Below are 20,945 nucleotides of genomic sequence, written 5' to 3'. Positions count from 1 at the left end.
CATGGCTGGACATGGTGGTAGATTACCAATCTTGCCAGCTCGACTGGGCTGGATATCAGGTGTCCACCAAATGGGGGTCAGGTCCCTCCGCGTGGGCTAAGCTGACTGCTTATGGAAAGCATGTGGCCACCGTTTGGGCTGACGATTCGCGCGAGCGATACAACCCACCCTGGCGTGGAACTGCGCGTGATGCGCGATGAGGATATTGAGGATATTGCGGCAATCGCCGGTGTGGCGCCAGAGGACATCTACGGCGCAGACATTCCAGATTACGCCTTTCCGTGGTTATTCAATCCCAGGATGAATACGCCTGCGGCGGCGGCCCAGTTCCGGTGGAGCAACCGGGCGCAGCTGCGCCCAGAAAAGTGGTCCTTGGACTTCATCGTGTGCGATGCGCACTCAGGAGAAATCCTGGGTACTATCGATGCGCGGGCGGAGGACTTCGCTAGAACGCGAGAAATTGCGACCGGTTCCTGGGTCTTTCACCGCTTCCAAGGCCAAGGGGTGGGCACGCTCATCCGGCACGCGGTTGTGGCCTTTGGCCTCGATTACCTAGGTGCGCAGGCGATGAGCACGAGCTGGGTGGCGCACAATGAGGCCTCGGCGCGGGTGAGCCAGAAGCTGGGCTACCAGGTGGTTTCTGAAGGGGAAGAAAAGGCGGGGCCGCAGAATAGTTCGCAGCGGCACGTGACTGCGCGCGTGGCGGCTTATAACTATAAACGCCCGGATGACCTGTGCGTGGAGGTCTCCGGGCTGAGCCAGCAGCTGCTGGGGATGCTGCGCTAGCTCCTACCCAGCGGCGTCTTCGCCCTCAAAGCGCTGGCGCAGATCGCGCACGTATTCGCCTACTTCTGGGCCCTCGTACTGGCCCACGACTTCAGATACCTCGCCCACGGAGCGGATTTCGCCGTGATCGATCCACAGCGCGGTATTGCACAGCTGCGCCAAAAAGTCATTGGAGTGGGAGGCAAAGACCAAGATGCCGGAGCGCTTAACCAGCTCTTGCAGGCGCACGCGGGCCTTGGCCATGAAGGCGGCGTCGACGGCGCCGATGCCCTCATCCAGCAGCAGGATTTCCGGCTCGATGGAGGTCACTACGCCGAGTGCCAGGCGCACGCGCATACCGGTGGAGTAGGTGCGCAGGGGCATCGATAAGTAATCGCCCAGCTCGGAGAACTCTGCGATTTCATCCATCTTTTTCTTCATCTGCTTGATGGATTGGCCCAAAAACAGCCCGCGGATGATGATGTTGTCGTAGCCGGATACCTCTGGGTCCATGCCCACGCCCAAGTCAAAGACGGGGGCGACGCGCCCGCGGACATCGGCGGTACCGCGCGTGGGCTCGTAGATGCCGGAGAGCAGGCGCAGCAGCGTGGACTTGCCGGCGCCATTGTGGCCAACGAGCCCGACGCGATCGCCTTCGCGCAGGTGCAGGTTAATATCCCGCAGCGCCTCAACCACCACGGTGTTGTGGTCATTTTTCCCAATGGCACCGCCCGCGGTAGAAAGCATGGCCTTTTTTAGGGAGCGGGATTTGGCATCAAAGATGGGAAAGTCCACGCACGCGTTATACGTATCAATTGAGACCATTAGTTTTTATCCTTTCAACGAGCCTCATGGTGGGGTGGGTGTAAAGGAAGGGAGGCTATACCCAGTAGCTCACGCGGAAGCGCCACTTGCGCATGACTAGCCCGGCGATGAACAAGCCGATTGCGGTGCAGCCGATGACGATCCACCAGTGGTAGGCGGCAACGGGCTCACCAATCATTGGGGCGCGCACGATTTCCAGGTAGTGATACAGCGGGTTGATTTCCGCGATGCGGGCGCGGTCTGCCACCGCACCGCCTTGGTCCTTGAGCGTATTGGTCATCCAGACAATCGGGGTGACGTAGAACAATAGCTGCGTCAGGGCTTCTAGCAGCGGGGCAACGTCGCGGAAGCGCGTGGCGATGATGCCAAAGAACATGGTGACCCACACACCGTTAATGAGCAGGAGCAGCAGCCCGGGGATAAAGAGGAAGAACTCCCAGCCCAGGTTGCGCGGGAAGATCATGATGAGCAAGAGCCAGATGATGAGGTTATGGCCTAAAAACAGCGTTTGGCGCCACACCAGGCGGTACACGTGCACCGAAAGTGGGGCGGGAAGCTGCTTAATCAGTCCCTCATTTTCAATAAAGACCGTGGCGCCTTCCTTGATGCAGCCCGAGATAAAGGTCCACATAATAAGGCCCACGGTGACGTGGGGAAGGAATTCCGCGACGGGAATCTGGAAAAGCATGGAATACAGCAGGCCCAAGGCAAGCGCCATCACACCGGTGGCGATGGTGATCCAGAACGGGCCAAGGACAGAGCGGCGGTAGCGCTGCTTGATATCTTGCAGGCCCAGCTTGAACCACAGCTCACGCTGCTGTGCACCCCGCGTAAGGTCCGCGAAAGCAGCCTTGAGGGTCATGGACTGGGACGCTGGAACGGCCTCGCCTTCTGGCTGGGAGGTCATGCGGGCGATATCAGCGCGCAGTTGATTGTTATCTTGCACGCCCAACACCCTAGCGCGCGTGCTGGGCAAACGGGGAACTACACGCCGCTAGCCTGCGAAAACGGCGATGCCCAGGGAAAATTCAGATTTGGGAAACTGACGCCAAACGCGTATACAGTAGGGAATCGACGGCCACGTGGTGGCAGTTGTTCAGTGCGATGAAGAAGGGGACCTAATGCCAGCAGCTTCGGCACACTATGACGTCTTTAGTGCGCGAGGTTTGTACACCGGGCTATCTGATGGCTGGACGTACCTCAACGCGCACGCGGTGCCCCAAATCTCGGAGCGCGTGACTTCCGGCGTTGCGCGGTCCTTCCGGATGGCGACGGCGGTAGCGACGCAAGAAGGCCCAGGCGGCGTCCACTCGGCTGCGCCGGAGCCGGGCCGGCTGGCAGGCGATGGCAACTACGCGGCAGCACGCATGGCCATTGCGGATCTCACCGGTTCCAAGGCGGACCGCGTGGTTCTTGGCCCGTCCCTGCCCGTGCTGTACCAATCCTTGGCGCGCGCGGCACGCCCACTATTAGGCAGCAATTCCTCGGTGGTGCTGTCCAAGCTGGATCCGCCTACGCTGTATTCGGCTTTTTCTGAGGTGCGCGCCGATATTCGCTGGGCACAGCCAGATCTTGGCACCGGCGAATTGCCGGGATTCCAGTTCGCGGAGCTTGTCGATGGCTCTACCAGGCTCGTCTCCTTTTCCGCCGCGCATGAGCTGTTGGGCACGGTATCCCCGGCAGAGGAGATCATTGACACGGTGCGGGGGCGCTCGCGTGCTTGGACGCTTCTCGATGTCTCCGCAATCGCGCCCTACCGCCCCATCCGCTTCGATGAGCTGGGCGCGGATATCGTAGGCATCGACATCGGCCTGCTTGGTGGGCCGCAAATGGCCGCCTTGGTCTTCCGCGATACGCGCATGCTCCGCCGCCTGGATGCCTTAAATCCCATCTATTCCAAGGAAGATGGACGCAAGCTAGAGACCCCGGTTTCTTCTGGCTTGGCCGGTGGCGTGGGGCCACTGGTAGACCACCTTGCGGCCTTGGCTGGTGGGGATAAGGGTTCGCGCCGGGTGCGGCTTAATAAGTCCATGACCGCCTTGAGCGCCTACCTCGAGGACTTGCGTGCGGTTCTGTACTCATTTTTGAGCACGCTTCCCGCCGTACACATCCTGGGTGTTACCGGCGAGGCGGCGGCGGGCGCTTCCGATAATCGCTTGCCGCGCCTTACCTTTGCGGTCCAGGGCGTGCCCGCGGAGACGGTGTACAAGCGCCTCTTTGATAATGGGCTCGTCACCACCCTGGCTCCGCAAACGCCGCTGCTGACGGAAATGGGCGTGGAAGAGATCGGTGGTGCCGTTACCGTGGCATTAGGTCCGTTTAATACCCACCACGATATCGAGCACCTCGTGCGCGTCGTTGCCTCGCTCGCTTAAATTCGCCTAAGCAAGGCGCGCTGGGGAAACTACACCGTGAGGACCAGAGTGCCGGTGACCTCGCCGCTGTCGAGGTCGGTGTGGGCTTTGGCGGCATCGGCAAGCGGGTACGTGCCATGCAGCGCGTGCTTGACGCGTCCATCCTCCAGCATGGGCCACACATTCTTGATGGTGCCGGCGACGATCTCCGCCTTATCGTCCAAGTCACGCGCGCGCAGCGTCGTGCCCTGAATGGTCAGGCGCTTCGGCAGCATGGGGGCCAGGTTGATGTCCGCCTTGGTGCCGCCCTGCATGCCAATGATGATGAGCTTGCCGTCCTTGGCCAGGCACTTCATGTTCTTTTCCAGGTACTTTGCGCCGATGATATCCAGGATGACATCGCAGCTGCCCTTGAGCTCGTCGACGAAGTCCTGCTCCTTGTAGTTGATGAGAATATCCGCGCCGAGCTCGCGGCAGCGTTCCAGCTTTTCCTGCGATCCGGCGGTAACCGCCACCTCAGCGCCCAGCGCCTTTGCTACCTGGATGGCAAAGGTGCCGATGCCACCGCCACCGCCGTGGATGAGCACGCGCTGGCCCTCGTGCAGGCCCGCCTCGATGCCCAGGTTGGACCACACGGTGCAGCCGACCTCAACCACGGCCGCGGTTTCTTCCAAACTAAATCCCTTGGGCAGCGGAAGCAGTTGACCCTGCGGGACCGCGACGTATTCTGCATAGCCGCCGCCTGCAAGCAAACAGCCCACCTCGGTGCCAGCTTCCCAATCCGTATCGCCGGCATCCTCAATCACGCCGGCGGCCTCTAGGCCAATGATTTCCGATGCCCCTGGTGGCGGCGGGTACGCGCCCATCGTCTGCAGAATATCGCCGCGGTTGACTCCCGCGGCTTTTACCTTCACCAGTACCTCGCCGGATCGCAGCTCAGGAACGTCTACGTCCTGCAGCTCTAGCGACCGTGGGGTATCAGGATCGGTCTGAACGATTGCCTTCATCTGTGTAGCACTCATACCGCCAATGTAATGGAGGAGGTGTGGTGTGCGCCACGTCCATTTCCTCGTGGGGCAATGTGATTCGCGCGGGACTGTTTAGTAAGCTAACCAAGTTGCCTCTTCGGCACGATGGAGACGTGGCAGAGCGGCCGAATGCACCGGTCTTGAAAACCGGCGAGGTTTATTCCTCCGCGGGTTCAAATCCCGCCGTCTCCGCAGTGTCATGAGTCGCGACATGCTTGACAGGTCAGTCGCGACATCGTTGACAAACCGGCATCTCAGTCGTTTTTGTTCTGGGGTGCCGGTTTTTCGTGTTTTGGGTCTAGGGGTGGGTCGCCTTTTTTCCAGTAGGGCTTTTGGTAGTCGCGGGCTGTGTCGATGTAGTTCTCGGTGATGATTTCTCCGGTCGCAGCTAGTGATGTGGTGATGTGGTTGTCGGCGATGACCATGAGGATTTTTTGTTTCTTGAATGCGCGCCCGATGCCTAGGTGGAAGAGTTTGCCGGCGTAGCGGACGGTGACTTTGCCGTTGTCCCAGACGATGTCTTTTCTGGTGCGCCATTCTTGTGTGGGATTGTCGTTGGGGCTGGCTTTTGTGCCGGTGGTGTAGCTGTGGTGTGGGGTGTGTCGTCCTAGTGCGCGGTGTGGGCGTGTGGTGTTGTAGTAATCGCGGAATTCGTCGAGGAGTTGTTGCAGTTCAGCAATGGTATGGGCGGCTGGTCGTGCGGCGAGCCATTTTTTAAGGGTTTGGTGGAATCGCTCAATTTTTCCTTGGGTTTGCGGGTGTCCTGGCCGTCCGTTTTTCTGTTGGATTTTGTGTGTGGTCAGGACTTTTTCAAAGGCATTTCTCCCGCCTTTGCGCCCGGCTAGCCGGGCAGTAAATACTAAGCCATTATCGGTGAGAGTGGATGCTGGCGGGCCGTATGTGTTGATCAGGCGGGTTAATTCTTGTGCTACCTGTGGGCCGCTAAAGCCGGCTCGTGCGGTAATAGATAGCAGGTAGCGGGAGTGATCGTCGAGGAAATCCAGCACGTCGACGCGGGTGTTATCTGCCAGATAGATGTAGGTGATATCAGCCTGCCAGCATTCATTGGGCATGGCGGCTTCAAAGCGGACAAATGAGCTTTTAGGCTTCTTCTTCGGTGCTGGGGTGATAAGGCCTTCAGCGTTGAGGATGCGGCGGATTGTTGATGTTGATGGGCTGCGGTGGCCGTCTTTTTCTAGGTGGAAGGAAATGGTGTCTGGCCCGGCATCGAGCCCGTGGCGAGTTAATTGCTTGCGGATAGCGATGATTTCTTTACGCAGCTTGTCAGGCACTGCCTGTGGATGGGTATGCGGGGCACGAGAGCGAGGCGCGATGGCGTCGGCGCCGCCGGCGTCAAAGGCGTTGAGGATCTGATAGACGCGCTGGCGGGAGATTCCAAAACGCTGGGCGACTTTAGAGGGGCTGCGGCCCTGTTTGCGGACTGCCTTGACGATGGCCATGTTGCGGTTGGGACTATTCATAGTGTCAAACATGTCGCGACTGATGAGTAAAACATCACCCGACACGGCCAGGTAACCCTAAGCGTCAACTATGTCGCGACTGACCTGTCAACCATCACGACCACTTACCCAGGAACAGACTGTCAAATAAGTCATGAATTCGGACACCGCCGTCTCCGCAGAGAGCATTCCCCTAGTCCTGACTGACTAGGGGTTTTGTCTTGTCTGTACGACTCAGCTGTCTAGAACGGGAAAACGTGGGACCTTTTCCTGCTTCCCCTGATTATCTTTGAAACTAAAATTTATTGCACGAAAGTTTTAGAATGAAAGAATAGGTAACGTAGATCGTTTAAACCCCAGGATGATTATTTTCTAACAAATCTACAAACTGACTGCTGAAAATTTGCACATCACCGCACCTCACCGCATACAATGATTGCTGCGCGCGGAAACGCGTATAAGATTTTTCCAACCTCGAAAGGAATTTCGAAATGATTTTTGATATCGTATCCAACGTACAGGAAGCAGCACACTCCGCAGTCTCCACCGGCTGGGACGCTCTTGAGCAGGCAAGCCTGTTCTTCCGTCAGGTGCCTTACCTGGTCCCGGACGCTGTTAACGAGTTCACCCGCTCCATCCTCGGCTTCTAAGATTTAAGAACCGAGAGAATAAAGCCCCGAGGCCATTTGGTCTCGGGGTTTATTCATGTGCTGACCCCATCTTGAGTTCTAGCGATGGTGGAAAACTAATATGCACTAGAAACTTATGTAGGAACAGAACGGGATTCTGTTGCTACGGTAGTGGAGCGGTTTGTATCGCTAGTGTTGACCGGTGCTCAGCCTCTACTTCCTCCGCAAAAGTCACTCACAACAAGGTGATAGTTAGGTAGCTTCTGGTTACGGCCAGATTGCTCAATTCTCATTTTTGCCTCTATTGCCGCGAACCTAGCCGCCCTAGCACTGTATGCTGCATTTATGCCTAAAACTCTCACCTCTCCTTGCGCGATCCTTGCAGTGACTGCTGTCGTTTTTGTTTCCGGTTGTTCTAATTCCGATGAGTCTAATAATGCCGATAGCAAGCCGAATTTCACCGGATCTAGCGCAACTTCAGATGCCAGCGAAGAAACCGCCCCTTCAGACACGGATGATAAAGGTGCTGGAGACGAGGATTCCGCGAAAGAACCGAGCGCCGCGACAGTGACGGAAAAGGCCCAGGAAAAAGCAGGTTCTGGGGAGAATAAGATCATCCCAGTAGAAGACTTGTACTCCCTGTGGGTACCAGCGTTGTGTGACCATGGCGCCGGCACGTTGGTGGATGGGACTTTGCCCGAGCACTTAAAGACTGGATATCCCAATGCTGCCGCTGGGCTAAAGCTCAACAAGGATGGAACCCCTAAGGGTGCTTACGCCGATATCAACGGCGATGGCAAAGATGAAGCTGTCATTACCTATGTCTGCGATCAAGGCGGCGTGGCTTGGCCAGATAATTTGCTGATTTATGACAATGACCTGAATTACATTACTCAGGTAGAAGACTGGACCCGTAATGGAATGGAGCCAGCACGCAGGCATATTAATCAGCTGGAGTGGACTGACAATACCGTGACCGTAACGTGGCGTGCCCATGGGGAAGGCGAATCGGGTGCTGTGGCCACGCAGGACCTGACGGGAAACCTCACCTTGGACGGCGACAAAGCGAACCTAGAGATGACGGGGCACCGGAAGACCTCTTAGATCCGTCTGATTTTGCTGCGGTATTTCATACCGGGGGATGACGAGCCTAGTGCGGCGCAGAATTAATCTTGGAAACGTACAGGGCAAGTCAGGTGTGGTCGTGATGCTGGCTTTGTCCCAGAGATAAAAATGCTCGACGAAAGGACATCATGAGTACCTCGGAACTTTATGTAGCAGCAGAATCCACTAACCCTAATGACACGTGGTGGTTCCTAGGGTTCCTTCCCATTATTTTGCTCGTCGCGTTCTGGATTGCGGCGGTTATTTCTATTATCGCTTCTGGGTACACGATTGCGGCCAAGGTGCTCTTTATCGCTGCTACCTTCGCCCTTCCTTTCTTGGGGCCGCTCATCTGGTTCCTCTTTGTTCGCGGCAGGGAAGACAAGCAAAGGCGCTAGAAGGACCATCACCCGGCTGGTTTAGGACATATTGTGCTGTTCCAACCACGCGTTAATGCCGCCGCGCAGGGAAACAACTTGCTTGTAGCCGCGGCCGCGCAGCGCGTGGACGGCTTGCGCGGAGCGGATGCCGCTGGCGCAGTAGATAACGGCGGCATCGCGCTGGCCGATGTCCGGGTTCTCGCCGGCGAGGATGCGGTCGAGGGGCAGATGCGTTGAATGAGGAATGGTGGCGCGGGCGCGTTCGGCGTCGGTGCGGACATCGATAAGCGGGGCGTGCGCGGGGATCTCGCGGACCTCGGGGGCATCGGCTGGCTGGGTAGGCTGTGCGCCGGTGGGGCGGATGGGGATATACTCCCAGGTCCCAGATAGCGCCTCAAAGTAGCCGAGCGTGCCAATAAGTGGGGTGCCGACGCCGGTAATGATCTTCAAAGCCTCCAAGGCCATCGCGGATCCCACCGTGCCGACGATGGGGCCCAGAACGCCGGCTTGGGAACACGACGGAACCTCGCCCGGAGCCGGGGCGGTGGGGAAGACATCCTCGTACACAGGGCCCTTGCCGGACCAAAAGACGCTCATTTGCGCATCAAAGCCCAGGATAGAAGCCCAAATATGAGGAATGCCTAGGCTGTGGGCGGCCCATGAGCACAGGTAACGGGCGTCGAAATTATCCGTTCCATCGAGGATCACGTCGCAGCCGCGCAGCTGCTCGAGGGCGGTGGCGGATTCCAGGCGGCCGTGGCAGATGAGCTCCACCTCAGGGTTGAGGGCCCGCACCGCCGCTGCGGCTGACCCAGTCTTTGCGGTGCCAATGGCGGCGGTGGTGTGAATGACCTGCCGGTGGAGGTTGGAGGGGGAGACGAGGTCGTCATCGAAAAGCGAGATGCGGCCTACCCCGGCCCCTGCAAGGTAGAGCAGCGCCGGTGAGCCAAGCCCGCCCGCGCCGATGACCGCGACGTGGGAGTCGGCCAATTTCTGCTGGCCCTTATCACCCCACAGTGCCTCCTGACGGGCATAGCGGATGCTCATTCGAGGCCCACCCAGTTGACGGAGCCATCGCCGTGGCTTTGTTCTTTCCAAATGGGCACCTCAGCTTTGACGCGATCGGCGCAGGCCTCCCCGGCGCGGAAGGCATCGCCGCGGTGGGCAGAGGCGGCGACGACGGTAAAGGCCAGATCGCCTACCTGTAGATCGCCGGTGCGGTGGGCCGACCACAAGCGCACGGGGTGTTGGCCTGCCACTTCATCGACAATCTCGCGCAGCTTTTCTGGGGCGCTGGGGTGTGCGGAGTAAGACAGCTGAGTGACATCGGGCCGGCCGCCATCGTGATCGCGCACGATGCCCTCGAACGTGACCACCGCGCCCATGGCTGGGGTGATGACCTCAGTTTTGGCGGTGGCAAGGAGGGGCTCGAGGGGTTGCTCGGTCAGCATAGCGCCGACAGTAAGCCCAGTCTGCGCGGCGACATAAGAAGGATCAGTGCTCATGTTTTCCTTCTAACATATCGACGATGTGGACGATTAAATCCTCTAGCACGGCGCAACCATCTTTGACCCCGCCGGTAGAACCGGGCAAGGTCATGGCGAAGGTGGTGTCATTGACGCCTGCGACCGCGCGCGAGGCCACCGCGGTGGGGATAGTCTCCAGGCCCTTATTCCAAAAGGCCATGGCGATGCCGGGAAGCTCGCGCGTGAGGTGGGGTTGGACGGCATCAACGGTGAGATCATCCGGGGTCAGGCCAGTCCCGCCGGAGGTGAGGATGACCGCGGGCTTTTCGGCGAAGGCCTGGTCCACCGCTGCGGCGATATCGGCATCAGGCACCACGCGGGCAGCGGGACAGTCGAAGCCCTTGCGGCGCAAGAAATCTACCGCGATGGGGCCCGAACGATCCTCGTAGACCCCGGCGGCGGCGCGGGTGGAGGCGACTAAAACAATGGCGGTGCGAGCAGAACTCATAGGGGATAGACCTTTACTTCTTCTCCTGCGCTGAGACTCTTACCGGCAGGAATGCGGATGAGGTGGGTGGCATCGACGGCCTGGGCTAACAGGTGGGAGCTAGCGCCGCCGGTAACGTGGGCCTGCGCATCGGCGTACCCGCGGCGGAATTGATCCTTGTGGGGCAGCCCCTCGATGGCGTGCGCGATTGGCACGCGATATGCCGCGGGCGCCCAGCCCAGGGTAGGGGCAACAAAGAGGCGGAAGCTCACCATGGTGGAAATCGGATTGCCGGGCAAGCAGATGACCGGGGTGCCGTGGAAACTGGCGATGCCCTGCGGCCCGCCGGGCTGCTGATCCACGTGGCCAAACCAGCCGGTGAGCACCTGCCGGATGACCTCGTATTTGCCCGCGGAAATGCCGCCGGAGGTGACGATCGCATCGGGGCGGTGGAGCTGCGTGGCCTCCTCCAGCGCGCGGGTGAGTACCTCTGGATCATCATCGGTGGTGACATAACCGGCGACTTCGATGCCGGCACGTTGGGCCATAGCGGAAATGAGCGGTGCATTGGCATCGGGAATAGCAGCTATACCCGTACCAATTTCCGCGCCGCCGGTGCACACGAGGATGCGGGCGGGACGATAAACGCTGACCTCCTCAATGCCCTGGGAGGCCAGCGCGGCCAGGCGCACCGGGGTGAGCTTCTCGCCCTTGGCGGCCAGGAGAGCGCCCTGCTCAAGATCCGTACCCGTCCCGCGGATGAATTGGCCCTCCTCAGTGGCGGGAACGGTAATGGTCTCGCCCGGCTGGAGGAACTCCTGCGGCTGGCACTTTTCAATCGGCACGATAGCTGCCGTTCCCTCTGGGACCTTAGCTCCAGTCATGATGGGGCAGGCAGCGCGCAAGGGGCCATCCAGCAGCTCGGCGGGATCCGCGCCTGCGGCGATGGTGGGGCCCACCTCGTACGAGCCGGCTGCGGTAGCGGGCAGCGCGTAGCCATCCATCTGGGAATTGCTAAAGCGCGGCGAGGGGAAGGCGGTATAGACATCGGCGGCAAGGACCATCTCCTGTGCCTGCCCTAGGGGCTGGGAGATGGCTTCGCGCGGGCCGAGGGCTGCCGCGACCTCGTGTGCGTAGGTTTCGGGAGTGCGCATAGAGCCAAGTTTACCCGCGAGTTCGACACGTTCGAAGCCTGCGGGCATAGTAGGAAGCATGTTGACCGTTCACTATTTCGCCGCCGCCCGTGCCGCGGCTGGCGTAGCTTCGGAGCAGGTAAAAGCGCCCACCACCTTGGGCCAGCTCATAGAACAGCTGGGCAAGGACCACACCGGCACCACCGAAGCCGGCATGAGCATGAAAGAGGTGCTGGGGCGCTGCAACTTTCTTATCGATGGCGCCGGGAACACCCAAGCGGATTCGCCGCTGATGGGCGTGACCCGCGTTGACGTGCTGCCTCCCTTCGCTGGGGGATAACCCGTGCCTTTAGACCAGCCGGTGCCTTAGACCGGCTTGCGCAGGGGGCTGGTAAAGAAATTGACCAGGCTGCTGACCAGGGACAAGACGATGGCGCCGAAGATTGCAGAGCCCCAGGAATTGACCACGAGGTGGCCAATTCCTAGGTCAAAGGTATTAAGCGTCCACTCCACGATCAGCAGGGCGGCGCCGTTGATGACGAGCGCGAATAGCCCGAGGGTGAGGCAGGTCAGTGGGGCGCCGATAAAACGCAGCACGGGCATGACCACCGCGTTAATGATGATGAAAACAATGGACACGGCAATGAAATTGCCCAGCTTATCCGGGGTGATATAAATCCCGGGAATAATGCCCACTACGACCCAGAGCGCAATCGCGATGGCGACCACGTTGAGGGCAAAATTGGTCAACGAGCGCATTTAGCTTCCTACGGTATCGTTCCATGCCTGCAGCAGGGTGTTAGTTTCTTCCTCGGTTGTAATGGTAATGCGTATGCCTTCGCTAAAGGCGCGGACGAGCACGCCGTGTGCGGCAAGGCGCGCGGCTAATTCCTGCGGCGTTCCCAGCTTTTCAATATTCGCTGCTGGCAGCCATACGTGGTTGGCCTCCGAGTGGGGAACGCCCCATTCTGCCAGTTCCTTTTCCACGCGCTGACGCTGGCCACCGGTCTCTTCGGTGCGCTCGCGCAGCGAATCCTGCGCTGCGAGCGCGGCACGGGCGCCTACCTGGGCCACGGCATTGATGGAAAAGGGAATCGCTACCTTATTCAGCGCCGCGATGACGTCTTCTGGGCCATAGGCATAGCCCACGCGCACGCCGGCCAAACCATAGGCCTTGGAAAAGGTCCGCAGGAAAACCACGTTGGGATAAGTGCCAAAAAGCTCGGTGCCCAGCGGGGTATCGGCGTTCCGGTTGTATTCGATATAGGCCTCATCGAGGGCAACGAGGACATCGCTTGGCACCGCGTCCATAAATTCGGCGAACTCCGCTTTGGTTACGGTGGTGCCGGAAGGATTATTCGGATTGCAGACGAAAATTAGGCGCGTATCCGCGGTAATCTTCTCCGCCATCGCGGCCAAATCCACGCGTTGGTCCGCATCGAGCGGAACCGGAATGGGGCGTGCACCCACCACCTGGGCAAAGATGGGATAAGCCTCAAAGGAACGCCACGGGAAGATCACTTCTTCACCGGGTGTGGTGGTGATCTGCACCAATTGCTGGCACAGCGCGGAAGAACCCGTGCCCACCGCAACCTGGTCAAAATTCACGCCTAAGTGCTCGGCCAGATCCTCACGCAACTCGGTGGCCGCGATATCTGGGTAGCGATTGGCCTCGGCAGCGGCGCGGGCCATAGCCTCCGCGGCCTCAGGCAGCGGTGGCTGCGTGGCCTCATTAGAAGAGAGCTTGAGGGCATCATCGTGGCGCGCGCCGGGCACGTAGCCGGGGATGGCGAGTAAGTCGGAGCGAATCATGGCTACCACTCTAGGTCGTCTCTCCTGCGCGCGTGGAAGAAAACCGGGGACAAAACCAGGGGGTTAGTTTGGCCGTGGCGCATGCGGCAGGTATTGTCTTTTACGGTTCTTTCTGAACTTGGAGATGTGCCAGAGCGGCCGAATGGGGCTCCCTGCTAAGGAGTTGACCCTTCTGGGGTCCGGAGGTTCGAATCCTCTCATCTCCGCCACACAAATCCCGGGCAATTGCGCTCGGGATTTTGTCAATTTGTCAGCTTAAACGACCGGCTTAAGCGACAGGCTGAAACGACAAAAAGTGGTGGCCACCAAACAAGAGTCATGCCCCTATTCTGCAAGCGGGGGTACGAGTACTTTCCGCTGCAGGTATGAAGTGGAAATGCAGTTCTCCGCGGGCACTTTTGGAGATCAGGGAGGTTTCTTTAAAAAGGAGAAACTCCAATCGTGGATAATGGAGTTATGGATAAAGCGAAGAAAATGAAAATCGGAGTTTTGCTCGCTTTAGCAGTCGCCTCTTTGGTGGTATTTATTTTGTGGCTGACTGATGTAATAGGCATCGGCTTAGTAACCATCTTCATTGTTGTTTTGACTGCTGCTTCTGTGGGAGTGCGCGTGTGGGCGGAGAATGCAGGGCGTCAGTCTAAATAAGTAGTACACCGCACCCCGTTGAGCCCCAAGGTGACTTTTACGTTATCGCTGGTTCACGATTCTGCCCTGGCGCAGGTGGCGGGGAGTAGATGTGGTTTCCTTTGCCGATGCGAGGGCTTGACCACTTTAAAGCGCCGGAAAAACCTCGTTGCGCAGTAAGTCAGCGAGCTCGCACTGCGGGTCGGCGGGATCGATCCAGGCGGTTTCGGCGATTTCGGCCGCGGCGTGGGCGATGACGGGGCGCGGGTAGGTAAAGATATGCCCGCGGACGGTCTGGCCCGGCTCATTGGCGGCGGGGGCAGTGAAGGTGCCGAGCTCGGTAAGTTCAGGAAGGCGTACCTGCACGCCGATTTCTTCTTTCGCCTCACGCGCAGCGGCCTGGACTGGGCTTTCGCCTTCTTCTAGTTTGCCGCCTGGCAGCTGGAACTTTGTGGATGTGGCCTTGCGTACGCCAAGCACATGGCCAAAGGAATTGCGGAAAACGATGGCTGCGACTTCAATCATGGCCCCGATCATAACGAGGCGGCCGCGGCCGGCGGGTAGGGGCGCGGGCTTATCGCGCTAAGGCCGCGCACTGAATATAAGGTAGGAAGACATGAGCGATTCGAGGTTTCCCCGCTCGGTATTTGGGGTAGGAAGTGACCCTGATCCGCGTTTTACGCTGGCGAATGAGCGCACCTTCCTCGCATGGATTCGCACCTCGCTCGCGCTGATTGCCGGGGGAGTGGCCTTGGAGGCTTTCGATGTGCCGCTGCCGGCGACCCTGCGCACCGTGGTCTCCGCATTCATGCTGGTAGTGGCGATTGTGCTGCCGATAGTCGCGTGGGTGCAATGGAAGCGGGCCGAGCGCGCCTTGCGGCAGCAGCGTCCGTTGCCCTTCAGCATCGCCATCCCAGTGCTTGTGGGCACCATCGTCGTTATCGCGGCTGTCCTGCTGGTAGGCGAGCTACTTGTCTAGCCCGCAGCCACATGGGGAACTCTTTGACCCCGGCTTGCAGCCCGAGCGCACCCGCCTATCGTGGCAGCGCACCATCCTCGCGCTGGCGGTAATCCTCCTGGGGGTTATGCGGGTGGTCAGCGTCAGCGTGTTTCTTCCGTTGCTGGTGCTCGCGGCGGGCGTACTGGTGTTGATCGTGGCGGTGCGGAAGCGGGCATCGCTTGTCGATGCCTCCTTGCGCACCCACCGCCACCTCCCCGGCGCCGCCGTCCTGGCCGGTGGTGCGGGGCTGGTCTCCCTGCTCGCAGCCTTTGCTTTGTGGGGTGTTTTTGCCTAAAGACAAAGTTTTCCGCCGCAGTGCTGTGTGCTGATGGGGGATACGCGTAATCTATGTGAGGCTATATCAATTACTGTGGCCACCGGCGCCGCAGTATGAGGGGCGAGAAGGGCAAGGTGACGGCGATGGCGGATACTACTGAGCAGGCCAGCGATACGGTCGAGGCATGGTTGAAGCAGGATTCTGCCATTGACCCGCAAAAAGCGCCCCGCTTGCAGGCGCTGCTTGATGAGGTGCCGCTGCAGGAGCTCATCGCCATCGTCGAGCGGCAAAATGCCATCCGCGCCGCGCTGGCCCTGCGCTTATTGCCGCGGCGTAAATCCATCGTGGTATTTGATGCCCTGGACGCCAAGCACCAGGCCGATATCATCGATGAGCTGGGCAATGCTGATGTCTATGAGTTCTTCGATGAACTCGAGCCGGAAGACCGCGTGGCCCTTTTGGATGAGCTGCCGGCGGAGATTGCGGATCGGCTGCTGCGCTCGCTTACCAAATCGAAGCGGGATGTCACCGGGGTTGTCCTGGGCTACACCAAGGGCTCTGTGGGCCGCCGCATGTCGCCCGAGGTCCCCGGCATCCATCCAGAAATGAGCGTGGAGGAAGCGCTGCGGACCCTGCGCGCGAAGGCCGATGAGCTAGAAACCATTTATGCGGTGCCCATTACCCGCGCGGACCGCCGCTTGGTGGGTGTAGTGACGCTGCGGGAGATTTTTACCGCGGAGGCCGGCACCACGATTGGGGACATCATGCAAAGCCCCATCTACGCCAATGCCAATGATGATGCGGAAGCCACCGCCAGGTGGTTCTTGCCGCTCGATATTTTGGCATTGCCCATCGTGGATGATTCAGACCGCCTGGTAGGCCTTTTGACCTGGGACGATGCCATTGACATCGTCGAGGCAGAGGATAGCGAGGACTCCGCGCGCGCCGGTGGTACCGAGGCCCTGCAGCAGCCCTACCTGTCCACGCCGCTATTGAAACTGGTGAAGTCCCGCATCGTGTGGCTGCTGGTGCTGGCGGTGTCCGCGCTGCTCACCGTGCGGGTCCTAGACGCCTTCGAGGACACCTTGGCGCAGGCCGTGGTGCTATCCCTGTTTATCCCGCTGCTGACCGGTACCGGCGGTAATACGGGAAATCAGGCGGCAACGACGGTGACCCGTGCGCTGGCGCTTGGCGATGTCCGCGGGCGCGACCTCCTCGCCGTCCTCTGGCGCGAGCTCCGCGTGGGCATGCTGCTTGGCGCCGTATTGGGCTTGGCCGGACTTGGCCTGGCAACGGTGGTCTACGGCGTGGATATTGGCCTAGTCATTGGCTCGACGCTGTTTCTAATCTGTTCCATATCCGCCACGGTGGGCGGGCTGATGCCCATCGTTGCAAAGACCATTGGCGCGGACCCTGCCGTATTTTCCAATCCGTTTATCTCCACGTTCTGCGATGCCACGGGCCTTATCATCTATTTCCTCATCGCCAAGTCGGTGCTCGGCTTATAGGGGCTCCTTACCCATGGAGCCTGATCCGCCGGGCGGGGGTGGCAGATCGGTGGGGAAGATTTCACATTTTGAGTAGCTGCGGTGTGTGAATTTTGAAAGTGGTGGGGGTGAATTCAGTAAAGTTTGTGGTTTCTGATGCAAATGTTTTGTAGGGTCTTAGCATGCTCTGCACGGACTGAATGATGTTCGGGATGCACCAAGGATCCGGCTCGATTGCTGGTAATTGACAGAGCTTTCACACCCCCGCCCTGCTAAAAGTCTCTCTAGCGAAGGAGTTCGCGGCATGACCACCCCGCATACTCACGAATCTACCGCCCAATCAGAGGGCGCTGAGGATCCCGGTGCCCCGCGCAATGAATGGCGCCGCCAGTTCATTGGCCTTTTCATCGGCCTCGCCCTAGCCATCCTTGTATTTTTCATCTTCCCTTCAAATGCCATCGAGACTGTCCAGCAGTCCACCGGTGTGGATGAGGAGGCCGATTACACGCTAAGCGCCATCCGCACCGTTGCGGCGGTGACCATCCTCATGGGTGTGTGGTGGATGACTGAAGCCATCCCGCTGGCGGCCACCGCGCTGATTCCGCTGGTCATCTTCCCGCTCGCAAGCGTGGGCACCATTAAGGAAGTCGGCGCACCGTATGCCTCTGCCACCATTTTCTTGTTCATGGGTGGCTTCCTTATCGCGCTCTCGCTGCAGCGCTGGAACCTGCACCGCCGCCTTGCACTTTATGTGGTAAAGCTCATCGGTACCTCGCCGCGCCGCCTCATTTTGGGCTTCATGCTGGCCACCGGCTTTTTGTCCATGTGGGTATCGAATACCGCAACGGCCGTGGTCATGCTGCCGATTGGTACTTCCGTGCTGGCACTTACCGCAGAGACTGTTGGCGGTTGGGATAAGCAGAAGAAATTCGCCACCGCCCTCATGCTGGGCATCGCGTACTCCGCCTCCATCGGTTCGCTGGGTACCCTGATTGGTACCCCGCCCAACGCCTTCTTGAATGCGTACATGGCCGATACCTGGGACGTTACCCTCGGATTTGGCCGCTGGATGGCCGTCGGCGTGCCGCTGGCGCTAACCTTCCTGCTCATCGCATGGGTGCTGTTGATTACCATCTTCAAGCCGGAAATGACCGAAATTCCCGGCGGCCGCGAGCTCATCAACGATGAAATCAAGGCCCTGGGCCCATGGACCCGCCCGCAGATCATGACCGGCATCATCTTCGTCCTGGCCGCCCTGGCCTGGGTATCCCTGCCCATCGTCCTTGGCGATTTTGATAACTATGACGATGCCATCGTCGGCATCGCCGCAGGTATTCTCTTGTTCATCTTGCCGGCCGATTCGGAGCGCCGCATCCGCCTGCTGGATTGGAAGACCGCCAATGAAATGCCGTGGGACGTCCTCCTCCTCTTCGGCGGTGGCCTCTCCTTGTCCTCGGCCTTCAACTCTTCCGGTTTGTCCCTGTGGATTGGTGAGATGGCCAAGGGGCTCAGCTCCCTGCCCATCGTGCTCATCGTCGCAGCCGTGGCCGCCCTGGTCCTCTTCTTGACGGAGATCACCTCCAATACCGCCACCGCGGCCACCTTCATCCCCATCATGGGTGGTGTCGCCGTGGGCGTGGGCCTGACCACCGAAGGCGATATCAACGTCCTGCTGCTCACCATCCCGGTCGCCTTGGCCGCAACCTGCGCCTTCATGCTGCCGGTGGCAACCCCGCCGAACGCCATCGCTTACGGTTCCGGCTACGTCAAGATTGGCGAGATGATCAAGGGCGGCGTTGGCCTCAACGTCATTGGTATCTTCCTCATCACCCTTACCGTCTTCCTGCTGGCGGTACCGATCTTCGGGCTGGCGGTCTAGGCGCTAAACCCCTCAATAGCCATCCTTTAATGAAAAACGTTACCATTAAAGGATGGCTACACCTGTTACCGTGCTGTCCGGATTTTTAGGCAGCGGAAAAACCACGCTACTTAACCACCTGCTCGCAAACCGGGAGGGGCGCAAGCTGGCGGTCATCGTCAACGATTTTTCTGAGGTCAATATCGATGCCGCCCTCGTCGCTGGCGAAGGCCATCTGGAGCGCGGCGAGGATCGCTTCGTGGAACTGTCGAATGGCTGCATTTGCTGCACCTTGCGCGAAGACCTCATCGAGTCCGTGGGCAAGCTGGCGCGCTCCGGCCGCTTTGATCAGATTGTCATCGAATCCACCGGCATTTCCGAACCCATGCCCGTGGCTGCCACCTTTGAGTGGGAATTTGCCGATGGCACCACGCTTGCCGATGCCGCCCCTATCGACACCATGGTCTCCCTCGTCGATGCCTCTGCCTTCTTAAACCAATTGCGCCGCGGCCGCAGCCTCGTCTCCGAAAGCATCGAGGCTACGCCCCAAGATGACCGCACCATTTCCGATCTCTTAGTGGATCAAGTCGAATTCGCCGACCTTATCCTCATTACCAAAACCGATCTTGTCGATGCTGCCGAAACCGAGCGCGTCATCGCCGCAGTCCGCGCCATGAATCCGCGGGCTCGCGTGGTGCCGGTGACCCACGGGGTAATCGAACCGGGGCTAGTTCTCGATGCGCATTTGTTCAATGCCGCAACCGCAGCCGCCTATCACGGCTACGCCGAAGAGCTTGCGAACCCACACACTCCAGAAACCGAGGAATACGGCATCTCCTCAGTCGTCTTTCGTGCCGATCGTCCGTTTAATCGCGAGCGCCTCATTGCAGCCCTCCGGGCAAGCACGGGCCTCGTGCGGTCCAAGGGATACTGTTGGATCGATACCGACCTGCGCGTGGCCCACGCGTGGCAGCAGGCCGGGCCCAACTTGCAGATCATGCCCGCCTCTTTATGGGCCGCCAATGGCGTAACCCCCGGCACGGAGCTCGTACTCATCGGTGTCGACTTCGATCACGAATCCACCTTGCAGGCCTTTCAAGACGCCCTGCTTTCCGATGCCGAAGCCTCCGCCCTCGTATAGTCTCCTCGTCCTTCGCACCGAGCTAAAGCGTGAACGGCGGGTGAACAGTACACTCCTGGCCATCCCGCCGAACACGGCTCTGTACAGGCGATTTGTTAGTTTCCGGGTCCGTGGGTATAGTAAATCCTCGTTGCACAGCAGAGCATACGCACTGCTTCACAACGGACTGCGCCCGTAGCTCAACGGATAGAGCATCTGACTACGGATCAGAAGGTTGGGGGTTCGAATCCCTCCGGGCGCACAATGTGAAGTCTCGAGACATCGTTCCTATGGTCTCTCGAGGCTTTTCTTTTTTGTGGTGCCCTGGGCGGCGTGGAGTTTGGGGTTAAACGACAAAAAGGGGATGCGGACGAAATCTTGGAGGATTTTCCGTATGTCTAATATTCGATACACGAATGCGCAACGACTTAAGGCGTTAGAGGTATTCGACAGGACTCAATCTGTCACAAAGACTGTCCGCGAGTTGGGTTACCCAGGCCGTTGGACGCTCCACCTCTGGATTAGACAGCGGTCTGAACCACCATCTTCTCCTATTCGGCGGACAACGCTGAAACGCTACCCGTTTACGACAAAGCTTAAAGCAGTCGAGCTTTTCAACTCCGGTATGTCTCCTGATGCCGTTGCAGCCGAGTTGTCGCTGAACTCGAAAATGAGCGTCTATGCTTGGGCCCAACGATTCCGTGAGGAAGGAAAGTGGGGCTTGATGAGCGCAACTGAACGCAAACAGTCAGCTGGCATCGTAACTCACAAAGCCTTGGAGAAGTCGCTTCCAGATGATGCGGCACAGCTTAAGAAACTGGCAGCGCGACTATCAGCAGAAAAGGCCGTGCTAGAAAAAGAGCTGGAAGAAATAAAAAAAGACGACAGCATCGACCCAACCAATCTCAGTAACAGATTCAAAACTATTGTGGTCGATGCGTTACGGTCTGCTTTTCCGATTTCACTGCTGCTTGACATTGTCGGACTATCGTCTTCTAGCTTCTATTATCAGCTCAAAGCCTTGAAGAGTCCTTCAAAGTATGCGGAGCTGACCGAAAAAATTACCGAAATCGTAAAAGACTCCGAATTCAGCTACGGCTATCGTCGCGTCTGGATTCAATTGAAGCAATCGGGAA

The 20,945-nt window shown here is 59.0% G+C and carries 24 protein-coding genes and 3 tRNA genes; 16 read left to right on the top strand and 11 right to left on the bottom strand.

Annotated features, from left to right (window positions below):
- Positions 1-111 precede the first annotated feature (111 nt).
- Positions 112-786: a GNAT family N-acetyltransferase gene (locus ABRP95_RS11175; protein WP_349839457.1), complete on the top strand. Its 675-nt coding sequence runs from the start codon at positions 112-114 to the stop codon at positions 784-786.
- 3 nt (positions 787-789) lie between these two features.
- Here the strand turns inward: ABRP95_RS11175 and wzt are convergent, their stop codons facing one another.
- Complete coding sequence (gene wzt, locus ABRP95_RS11170; protein WP_284771267.1) at positions 790-1,590, bottom strand: galactan export ABC transporter ATP-binding subunit Wzt/RfbE; 801 nt, start codon at positions 1,588-1,590, stop codon at positions 790-792.
- Between the two features lie 55 nt (positions 1,591-1,645).
- A complete protein-coding gene (gene wzm / locus ABRP95_RS11165) occupies positions 1,646-2,497 on the bottom strand; it encodes a galactan export ABC transporter permease subunit Wzm/RfbD (RefSeq protein ID WP_042404151.1) in 852 nt (283 codons plus the stop codon).
- 214 nt (positions 2,498-2,711) lie between these two features.
- Here wzm and ABRP95_RS11160 point away from each other — a divergent pair, with 214 nt between their 5' ends.
- Positions 2,712-3,965, top strand: a complete 1,254-nt coding sequence (locus tag ABRP95_RS11160; RefSeq protein ID WP_349839456.1) for an aminotransferase class V-fold PLP-dependent enzyme — start codon at positions 2,712-2,714, stop codon at positions 3,963-3,965.
- A gap of 29 nt (positions 3,966-3,994) precedes the next feature.
- On the opposite strand, the gene ABRP95_RS11155 is transcribed toward ABRP95_RS11160, so the two are convergent.
- The gene (locus ABRP95_RS11155; RefSeq protein WP_284771285.1) at positions 3,995-4,951 is read right to left on the bottom strand and encodes an NAD(P)H-quinone oxidoreductase; all 957 of its coding nucleotides are present in this window, start codon (positions 4,949-4,951) and stop codon (positions 3,995-3,997) included.
- Between the two features lie 128 nt (positions 4,952-5,079).
- Here ABRP95_RS11155 and ABRP95_RS11150 point away from each other — a divergent pair.
- A tRNA-Ser gene (locus ABRP95_RS11150) sits at positions 5,080-5,164 on the top strand.
- Positions 5,165-5,226: 62 nt separating this feature from the next.
- Here ABRP95_RS11150 and ABRP95_RS11145 read toward each other — a convergent pair.
- Positions 5,227-6,453 carry an IS481 family transposase gene (locus tag ABRP95_RS11145; RefSeq protein WP_349839455.1) on the bottom strand — a complete coding sequence of 409 codons (1,227 nt, stop codon included), beginning with the start codon at positions 6,451-6,453 and terminating at the stop codon, positions 5,227-5,229.
- 470 nt (positions 6,454-6,923) lie between these two features.
- On the opposite strand from ABRP95_RS11145, the gene ABRP95_RS11140 reads away from it, so the two are divergent.
- The 3 genes from ABRP95_RS11140 (at position 6,924) to ABRP95_RS11130 (ending at position 8,563) form a co-directional block, all read left to right on the top strand.
- Entirely contained in the window at positions 6,924-7,082 is a 159-nt protein-coding gene (locus ABRP95_RS11140) for a hypothetical protein (RefSeq protein ID WP_284771269.1), read from the top strand.
- 363 nt (positions 7,083-7,445) lie between these two features.
- Positions 7,446-8,165 carry a hypothetical protein gene (locus ABRP95_RS11135; protein ID WP_284783670.1) on the top strand — a complete coding sequence of 240 codons (720 nt, stop codon included), beginning with the start codon at positions 7,446-7,448 and terminating at the stop codon, positions 8,163-8,165.
- Positions 8,166-8,314: 149 nt separating this feature from the next.
- Positions 8,315-8,563, top strand: coding sequence for a hypothetical protein (locus ABRP95_RS11130; protein WP_284771271.1), 249 nt, complete (start codon positions 8,315-8,317; stop codon positions 8,561-8,563).
- 21 nt (positions 8,564-8,584) lie between these two features.
- On the opposite strand, the gene ABRP95_RS11125 is transcribed toward ABRP95_RS11130, so the two are convergent.
- The 4 genes from ABRP95_RS11125 to ABRP95_RS11110 are packed head-to-tail and all read right to left on the bottom strand — an operon-like array spanning position 8,585 to position 11,652.
- The gene (locus tag ABRP95_RS11125; RefSeq protein ID WP_284784895.1) at positions 8,585-9,592 is read right to left on the bottom strand and encodes a ThiF family adenylyltransferase; all 1,008 of its coding nucleotides are present in this window, start codon (positions 9,590-9,592) and stop codon (positions 8,585-8,587) included.
- Entirely contained in the window at positions 9,589-10,050 is a 462-nt protein-coding gene (locus ABRP95_RS11120) for a molybdenum cofactor biosynthesis protein MoaE (RefSeq protein WP_284796913.1), read from the bottom strand. The genes ABRP95_RS11125 and ABRP95_RS11120 overlap by 4 nt, the downstream gene beginning before the upstream one ends.
- Complete coding sequence (locus ABRP95_RS11115; protein ID WP_023024918.1) at positions 10,040-10,519, bottom strand: MogA/MoaB family molybdenum cofactor biosynthesis protein; 480 nt, start codon at positions 10,517-10,519, stop codon at positions 10,040-10,042. Before ABRP95_RS11115 ends, ABRP95_RS11120 begins: the two co-directional genes overlap by 11 nt.
- On the bottom strand, positions 10,516-11,652 hold the full coding sequence (locus ABRP95_RS11110) for a molybdopterin molybdotransferase MoeA (protein WP_284784891.1): 1,137 nt from the start codon (positions 11,650-11,652) through the stop codon (positions 10,516-10,518). Before ABRP95_RS11110 ends, ABRP95_RS11115 begins: the two co-directional genes overlap by 4 nt.
- A gap of 58 nt (positions 11,653-11,710) precedes the next feature.
- Between ABRP95_RS11110 and ABRP95_RS11105 the strand changes: the two genes are divergently transcribed.
- Positions 11,711-11,971 (top strand): MoaD/ThiS family protein, encoded by a 261-nt coding sequence (locus tag ABRP95_RS11105; protein ID WP_023016533.1) that lies wholly within the window; start codon positions 11,711-11,713, stop codon positions 11,969-11,971.
- 26 nt (positions 11,972-11,997) lie between these two features.
- Here the strand turns inward: ABRP95_RS11105 and ABRP95_RS11100 are convergent, their stop codons facing one another.
- Together ABRP95_RS11100 and hisC are read right to left on the bottom strand one after the other, a co-directional pair.
- Positions 11,998-12,390: a phage holin family protein gene (locus tag ABRP95_RS11100; RefSeq protein ID WP_284783664.1), complete on the bottom strand. Its 393-nt coding sequence runs from the start codon at positions 12,388-12,390 to the stop codon at positions 11,998-12,000.
- Positions 12,391-13,443 carry a histidinol-phosphate transaminase gene (gene hisC, locus ABRP95_RS11095; protein WP_349839454.1) on the bottom strand — a complete coding sequence of 351 codons (1,053 nt, stop codon included), beginning with the start codon at positions 13,441-13,443 and terminating at the stop codon, positions 12,391-12,393. It lies immediately after the preceding gene.
- A gap of 120 nt (positions 13,444-13,563) precedes the next feature.
- Here hisC and ABRP95_RS11090 point away from each other — a divergent pair.
- Positions 13,564-13,652 (top strand) — tRNA-Ser (locus tag ABRP95_RS11090).
- Between the two features lie 232 nt (positions 13,653-13,884).
- Entirely contained in the window at positions 13,885-14,088 is a 204-nt protein-coding gene (locus ABRP95_RS11085) for a hypothetical protein (protein ID WP_284783661.1), read from the top strand.
- Positions 14,089-14,214: 126 nt separating this feature from the next.
- On the opposite strand, the gene ABRP95_RS11080 is transcribed toward ABRP95_RS11085, so the two are convergent.
- Positions 14,215-14,592 (bottom strand): NUDIX hydrolase, encoded by a 378-nt coding sequence (locus tag ABRP95_RS11080; protein WP_284784889.1) that lies wholly within the window; start codon positions 14,590-14,592, stop codon positions 14,215-14,217.
- Between the two features lie 91 nt (positions 14,593-14,683).
- Here ABRP95_RS11080 and ABRP95_RS11075 point away from each other — a divergent pair, with 91 nt between their 5' ends.
- From ABRP95_RS11075 to ABRP95_RS11045, 7 genes are all read left to right on the top strand, one after another.
- Entirely contained in the window at positions 14,684-15,046 is a 363-nt protein-coding gene (locus ABRP95_RS11075) for a YidH family protein (RefSeq protein WP_284784888.1), read from the top strand.
- Positions 15,039-15,362, top strand: coding sequence for a DUF202 domain-containing protein (locus ABRP95_RS11070; protein ID WP_284771281.1), 324 nt, complete (start codon positions 15,039-15,041; stop codon positions 15,360-15,362). The genes ABRP95_RS11075 and ABRP95_RS11070 overlap by 8 nt, the downstream gene beginning before the upstream one ends.
- Before the next feature lie 125 nt (positions 15,363-15,487).
- On the top strand, positions 15,488-16,852 hold the full coding sequence (gene mgtE / locus ABRP95_RS11065; protein ID WP_284771282.1) for a magnesium transporter: 1,365 nt from the start codon (positions 15,488-15,490) through the stop codon (positions 16,850-16,852).
- A gap of 283 nt (positions 16,853-17,135) precedes the next feature.
- Positions 17,136-18,710 carry an SLC13 family permease gene (locus tag ABRP95_RS11060; RefSeq protein ID WP_284771283.1) on the top strand — a complete coding sequence of 525 codons (1,575 nt, stop codon included), beginning with the start codon at positions 17,136-17,138 and terminating at the stop codon, positions 18,708-18,710.
- 52 nt (positions 18,711-18,762) lie between these two features.
- Positions 18,763-19,830, top strand: coding sequence for a GTP-binding protein (locus tag ABRP95_RS11055; protein WP_284771284.1), 1,068 nt, complete (start codon positions 18,763-18,765; stop codon positions 19,828-19,830).
- 168 nt (positions 19,831-19,998) lie between these two features.
- Positions 19,999-20,071, top strand: a tRNA-Arg gene (locus ABRP95_RS11050).
- Positions 20,072-20,203: 132 nt separating this feature from the next.
- A partial coding sequence (locus tag ABRP95_RS11045) for a terminase gpP N-terminus-related DNA-binding protein (RefSeq protein ID WP_502879919.1) occupies positions 20,204-20,945 on the top strand: 742 nt, incomplete at its 3' end.

It is taken from the genome of Corynebacterium sp. KPL2895 (assembly GCF_040225815.1).
GTDB lineage: Bacteria > Actinomycetota > Actinomycetes > Mycobacteriales > Mycobacteriaceae > Corynebacterium > Corynebacterium rhinophilum.
The sequence above is the reverse complement of the archived record's forward strand: the minus strand, read 5'-3'. Positions and strand labels throughout refer to the sequence as shown.

Bases quoted from the DNA above. Each gene is read 5' to 3' on its own strand.
- ABRP95_RS11175 (WP_349839457.1), top strand. From the start codon at position 112: ATGGAAAGCATGTGGCCACCGTTTGGGCTGACGATTCGCGCGAGCGAT.
- wzt (WP_284771267.1), bottom strand. From the start codon at position 1,590: ATGGTCTCAATTGATACGTATAACGCGTGCGTGGACTTTCCCATCTTT.
- wzm (WP_042404151.1), bottom strand. From the start codon at position 2,497: ATGACCTCCCAGCCAGAAGGCGAGGCCGTTCCAGCGTCCCAGTCCATG.
- ABRP95_RS11160 (WP_349839456.1), top strand. From the start codon at position 2,712: ATGCCAGCAGCTTCGGCACACTATGACGTCTTTAGTGCGCGAGGTTTG.
- ABRP95_RS11155 (WP_284771285.1), bottom strand. From the start codon at position 4,951: ATGAAGGCAATCGTTCAGACCGATCCTGATACCCCACGGTCGCTAGAG.
- ABRP95_RS11145 (WP_349839455.1), bottom strand. From the start codon at position 6,453: ATGAATAGTCCCAACCGCAACATGGCCATCGTCAAGGCAGTCCGCAAA.
- ABRP95_RS11140 (WP_284771269.1), top strand. From the start codon at position 6,924: ATGATTTTTGATATCGTATCCAACGTACAGGAAGCAGCACACTCCGCA.
- ABRP95_RS11130 (WP_284771271.1), top strand. From the start codon at position 8,315: ATGAGTACCTCGGAACTTTATGTAGCAGCAGAATCCACTAACCCTAAT.
- ABRP95_RS11125 (WP_284784895.1), bottom strand. From the start codon at position 9,592: ATGAGCATCCGCTATGCCCGTCAGGAGGCACTGTGGGGTGATAAGGGC.
- ABRP95_RS11120 (WP_284796913.1), bottom strand. From the start codon at position 10,050: ATGAGCACTGATCCTTCTTATGTCGCCGCGCAGACTGGGCTTACTGTC.
- ABRP95_RS11115 (WP_023024918.1), bottom strand. From the start codon at position 10,519: ATGAGTTCTGCTCGCACCGCCATTGTTTTAGTCGCCTCCACCCGCGCC.
- ABRP95_RS11110 (WP_284784891.1), bottom strand. From the start codon at position 11,652: ATGCGCACTCCCGAAACCTACGCACACGAGGTCGCGGCAGCCCTCGGC.
- ABRP95_RS11105 (WP_023016533.1), top strand. From the start codon at position 11,711: ATGTTGACCGTTCACTATTTCGCCGCCGCCCGTGCCGCGGCTGGCGTA.
- ABRP95_RS11100 (WP_284783664.1), bottom strand. From the start codon at position 12,390: ATGCGCTCGTTGACCAATTTTGCCCTCAACGTGGTCGCCATCGCGATT.
- hisC (WP_349839454.1), bottom strand. From the start codon at position 13,443: ATGATTCGCTCCGACTTACTCGCCATCCCCGGCTACGTGCCCGGCGCG.
- ABRP95_RS11080 (WP_284784889.1), bottom strand. From the start codon at position 14,592: ATGATTGAAGTCGCAGCCATCGTTTTCCGCAATTCCTTTGGCCATGTG.
- ABRP95_RS11075 (WP_284784888.1), top strand. From the start codon at position 14,684: ATGAGCGATTCGAGGTTTCCCCGCTCGGTATTTGGGGTAGGAAGTGAC.
- mgtE (WP_284771282.1), top strand. From the start codon at position 15,488: ATGGCGGATACTACTGAGCAGGCCAGCGATACGGTCGAGGCATGGTTG.
- ABRP95_RS11060 (WP_284771283.1), top strand. From the start codon at position 17,136: ATGACCACCCCGCATACTCACGAATCTACCGCCCAATCAGAGGGCGCT.
- ABRP95_RS11055 (WP_284771284.1), top strand. From the start codon at position 18,763: ATGGCTACACCTGTTACCGTGCTGTCCGGATTTTTAGGCAGCGGAAAA.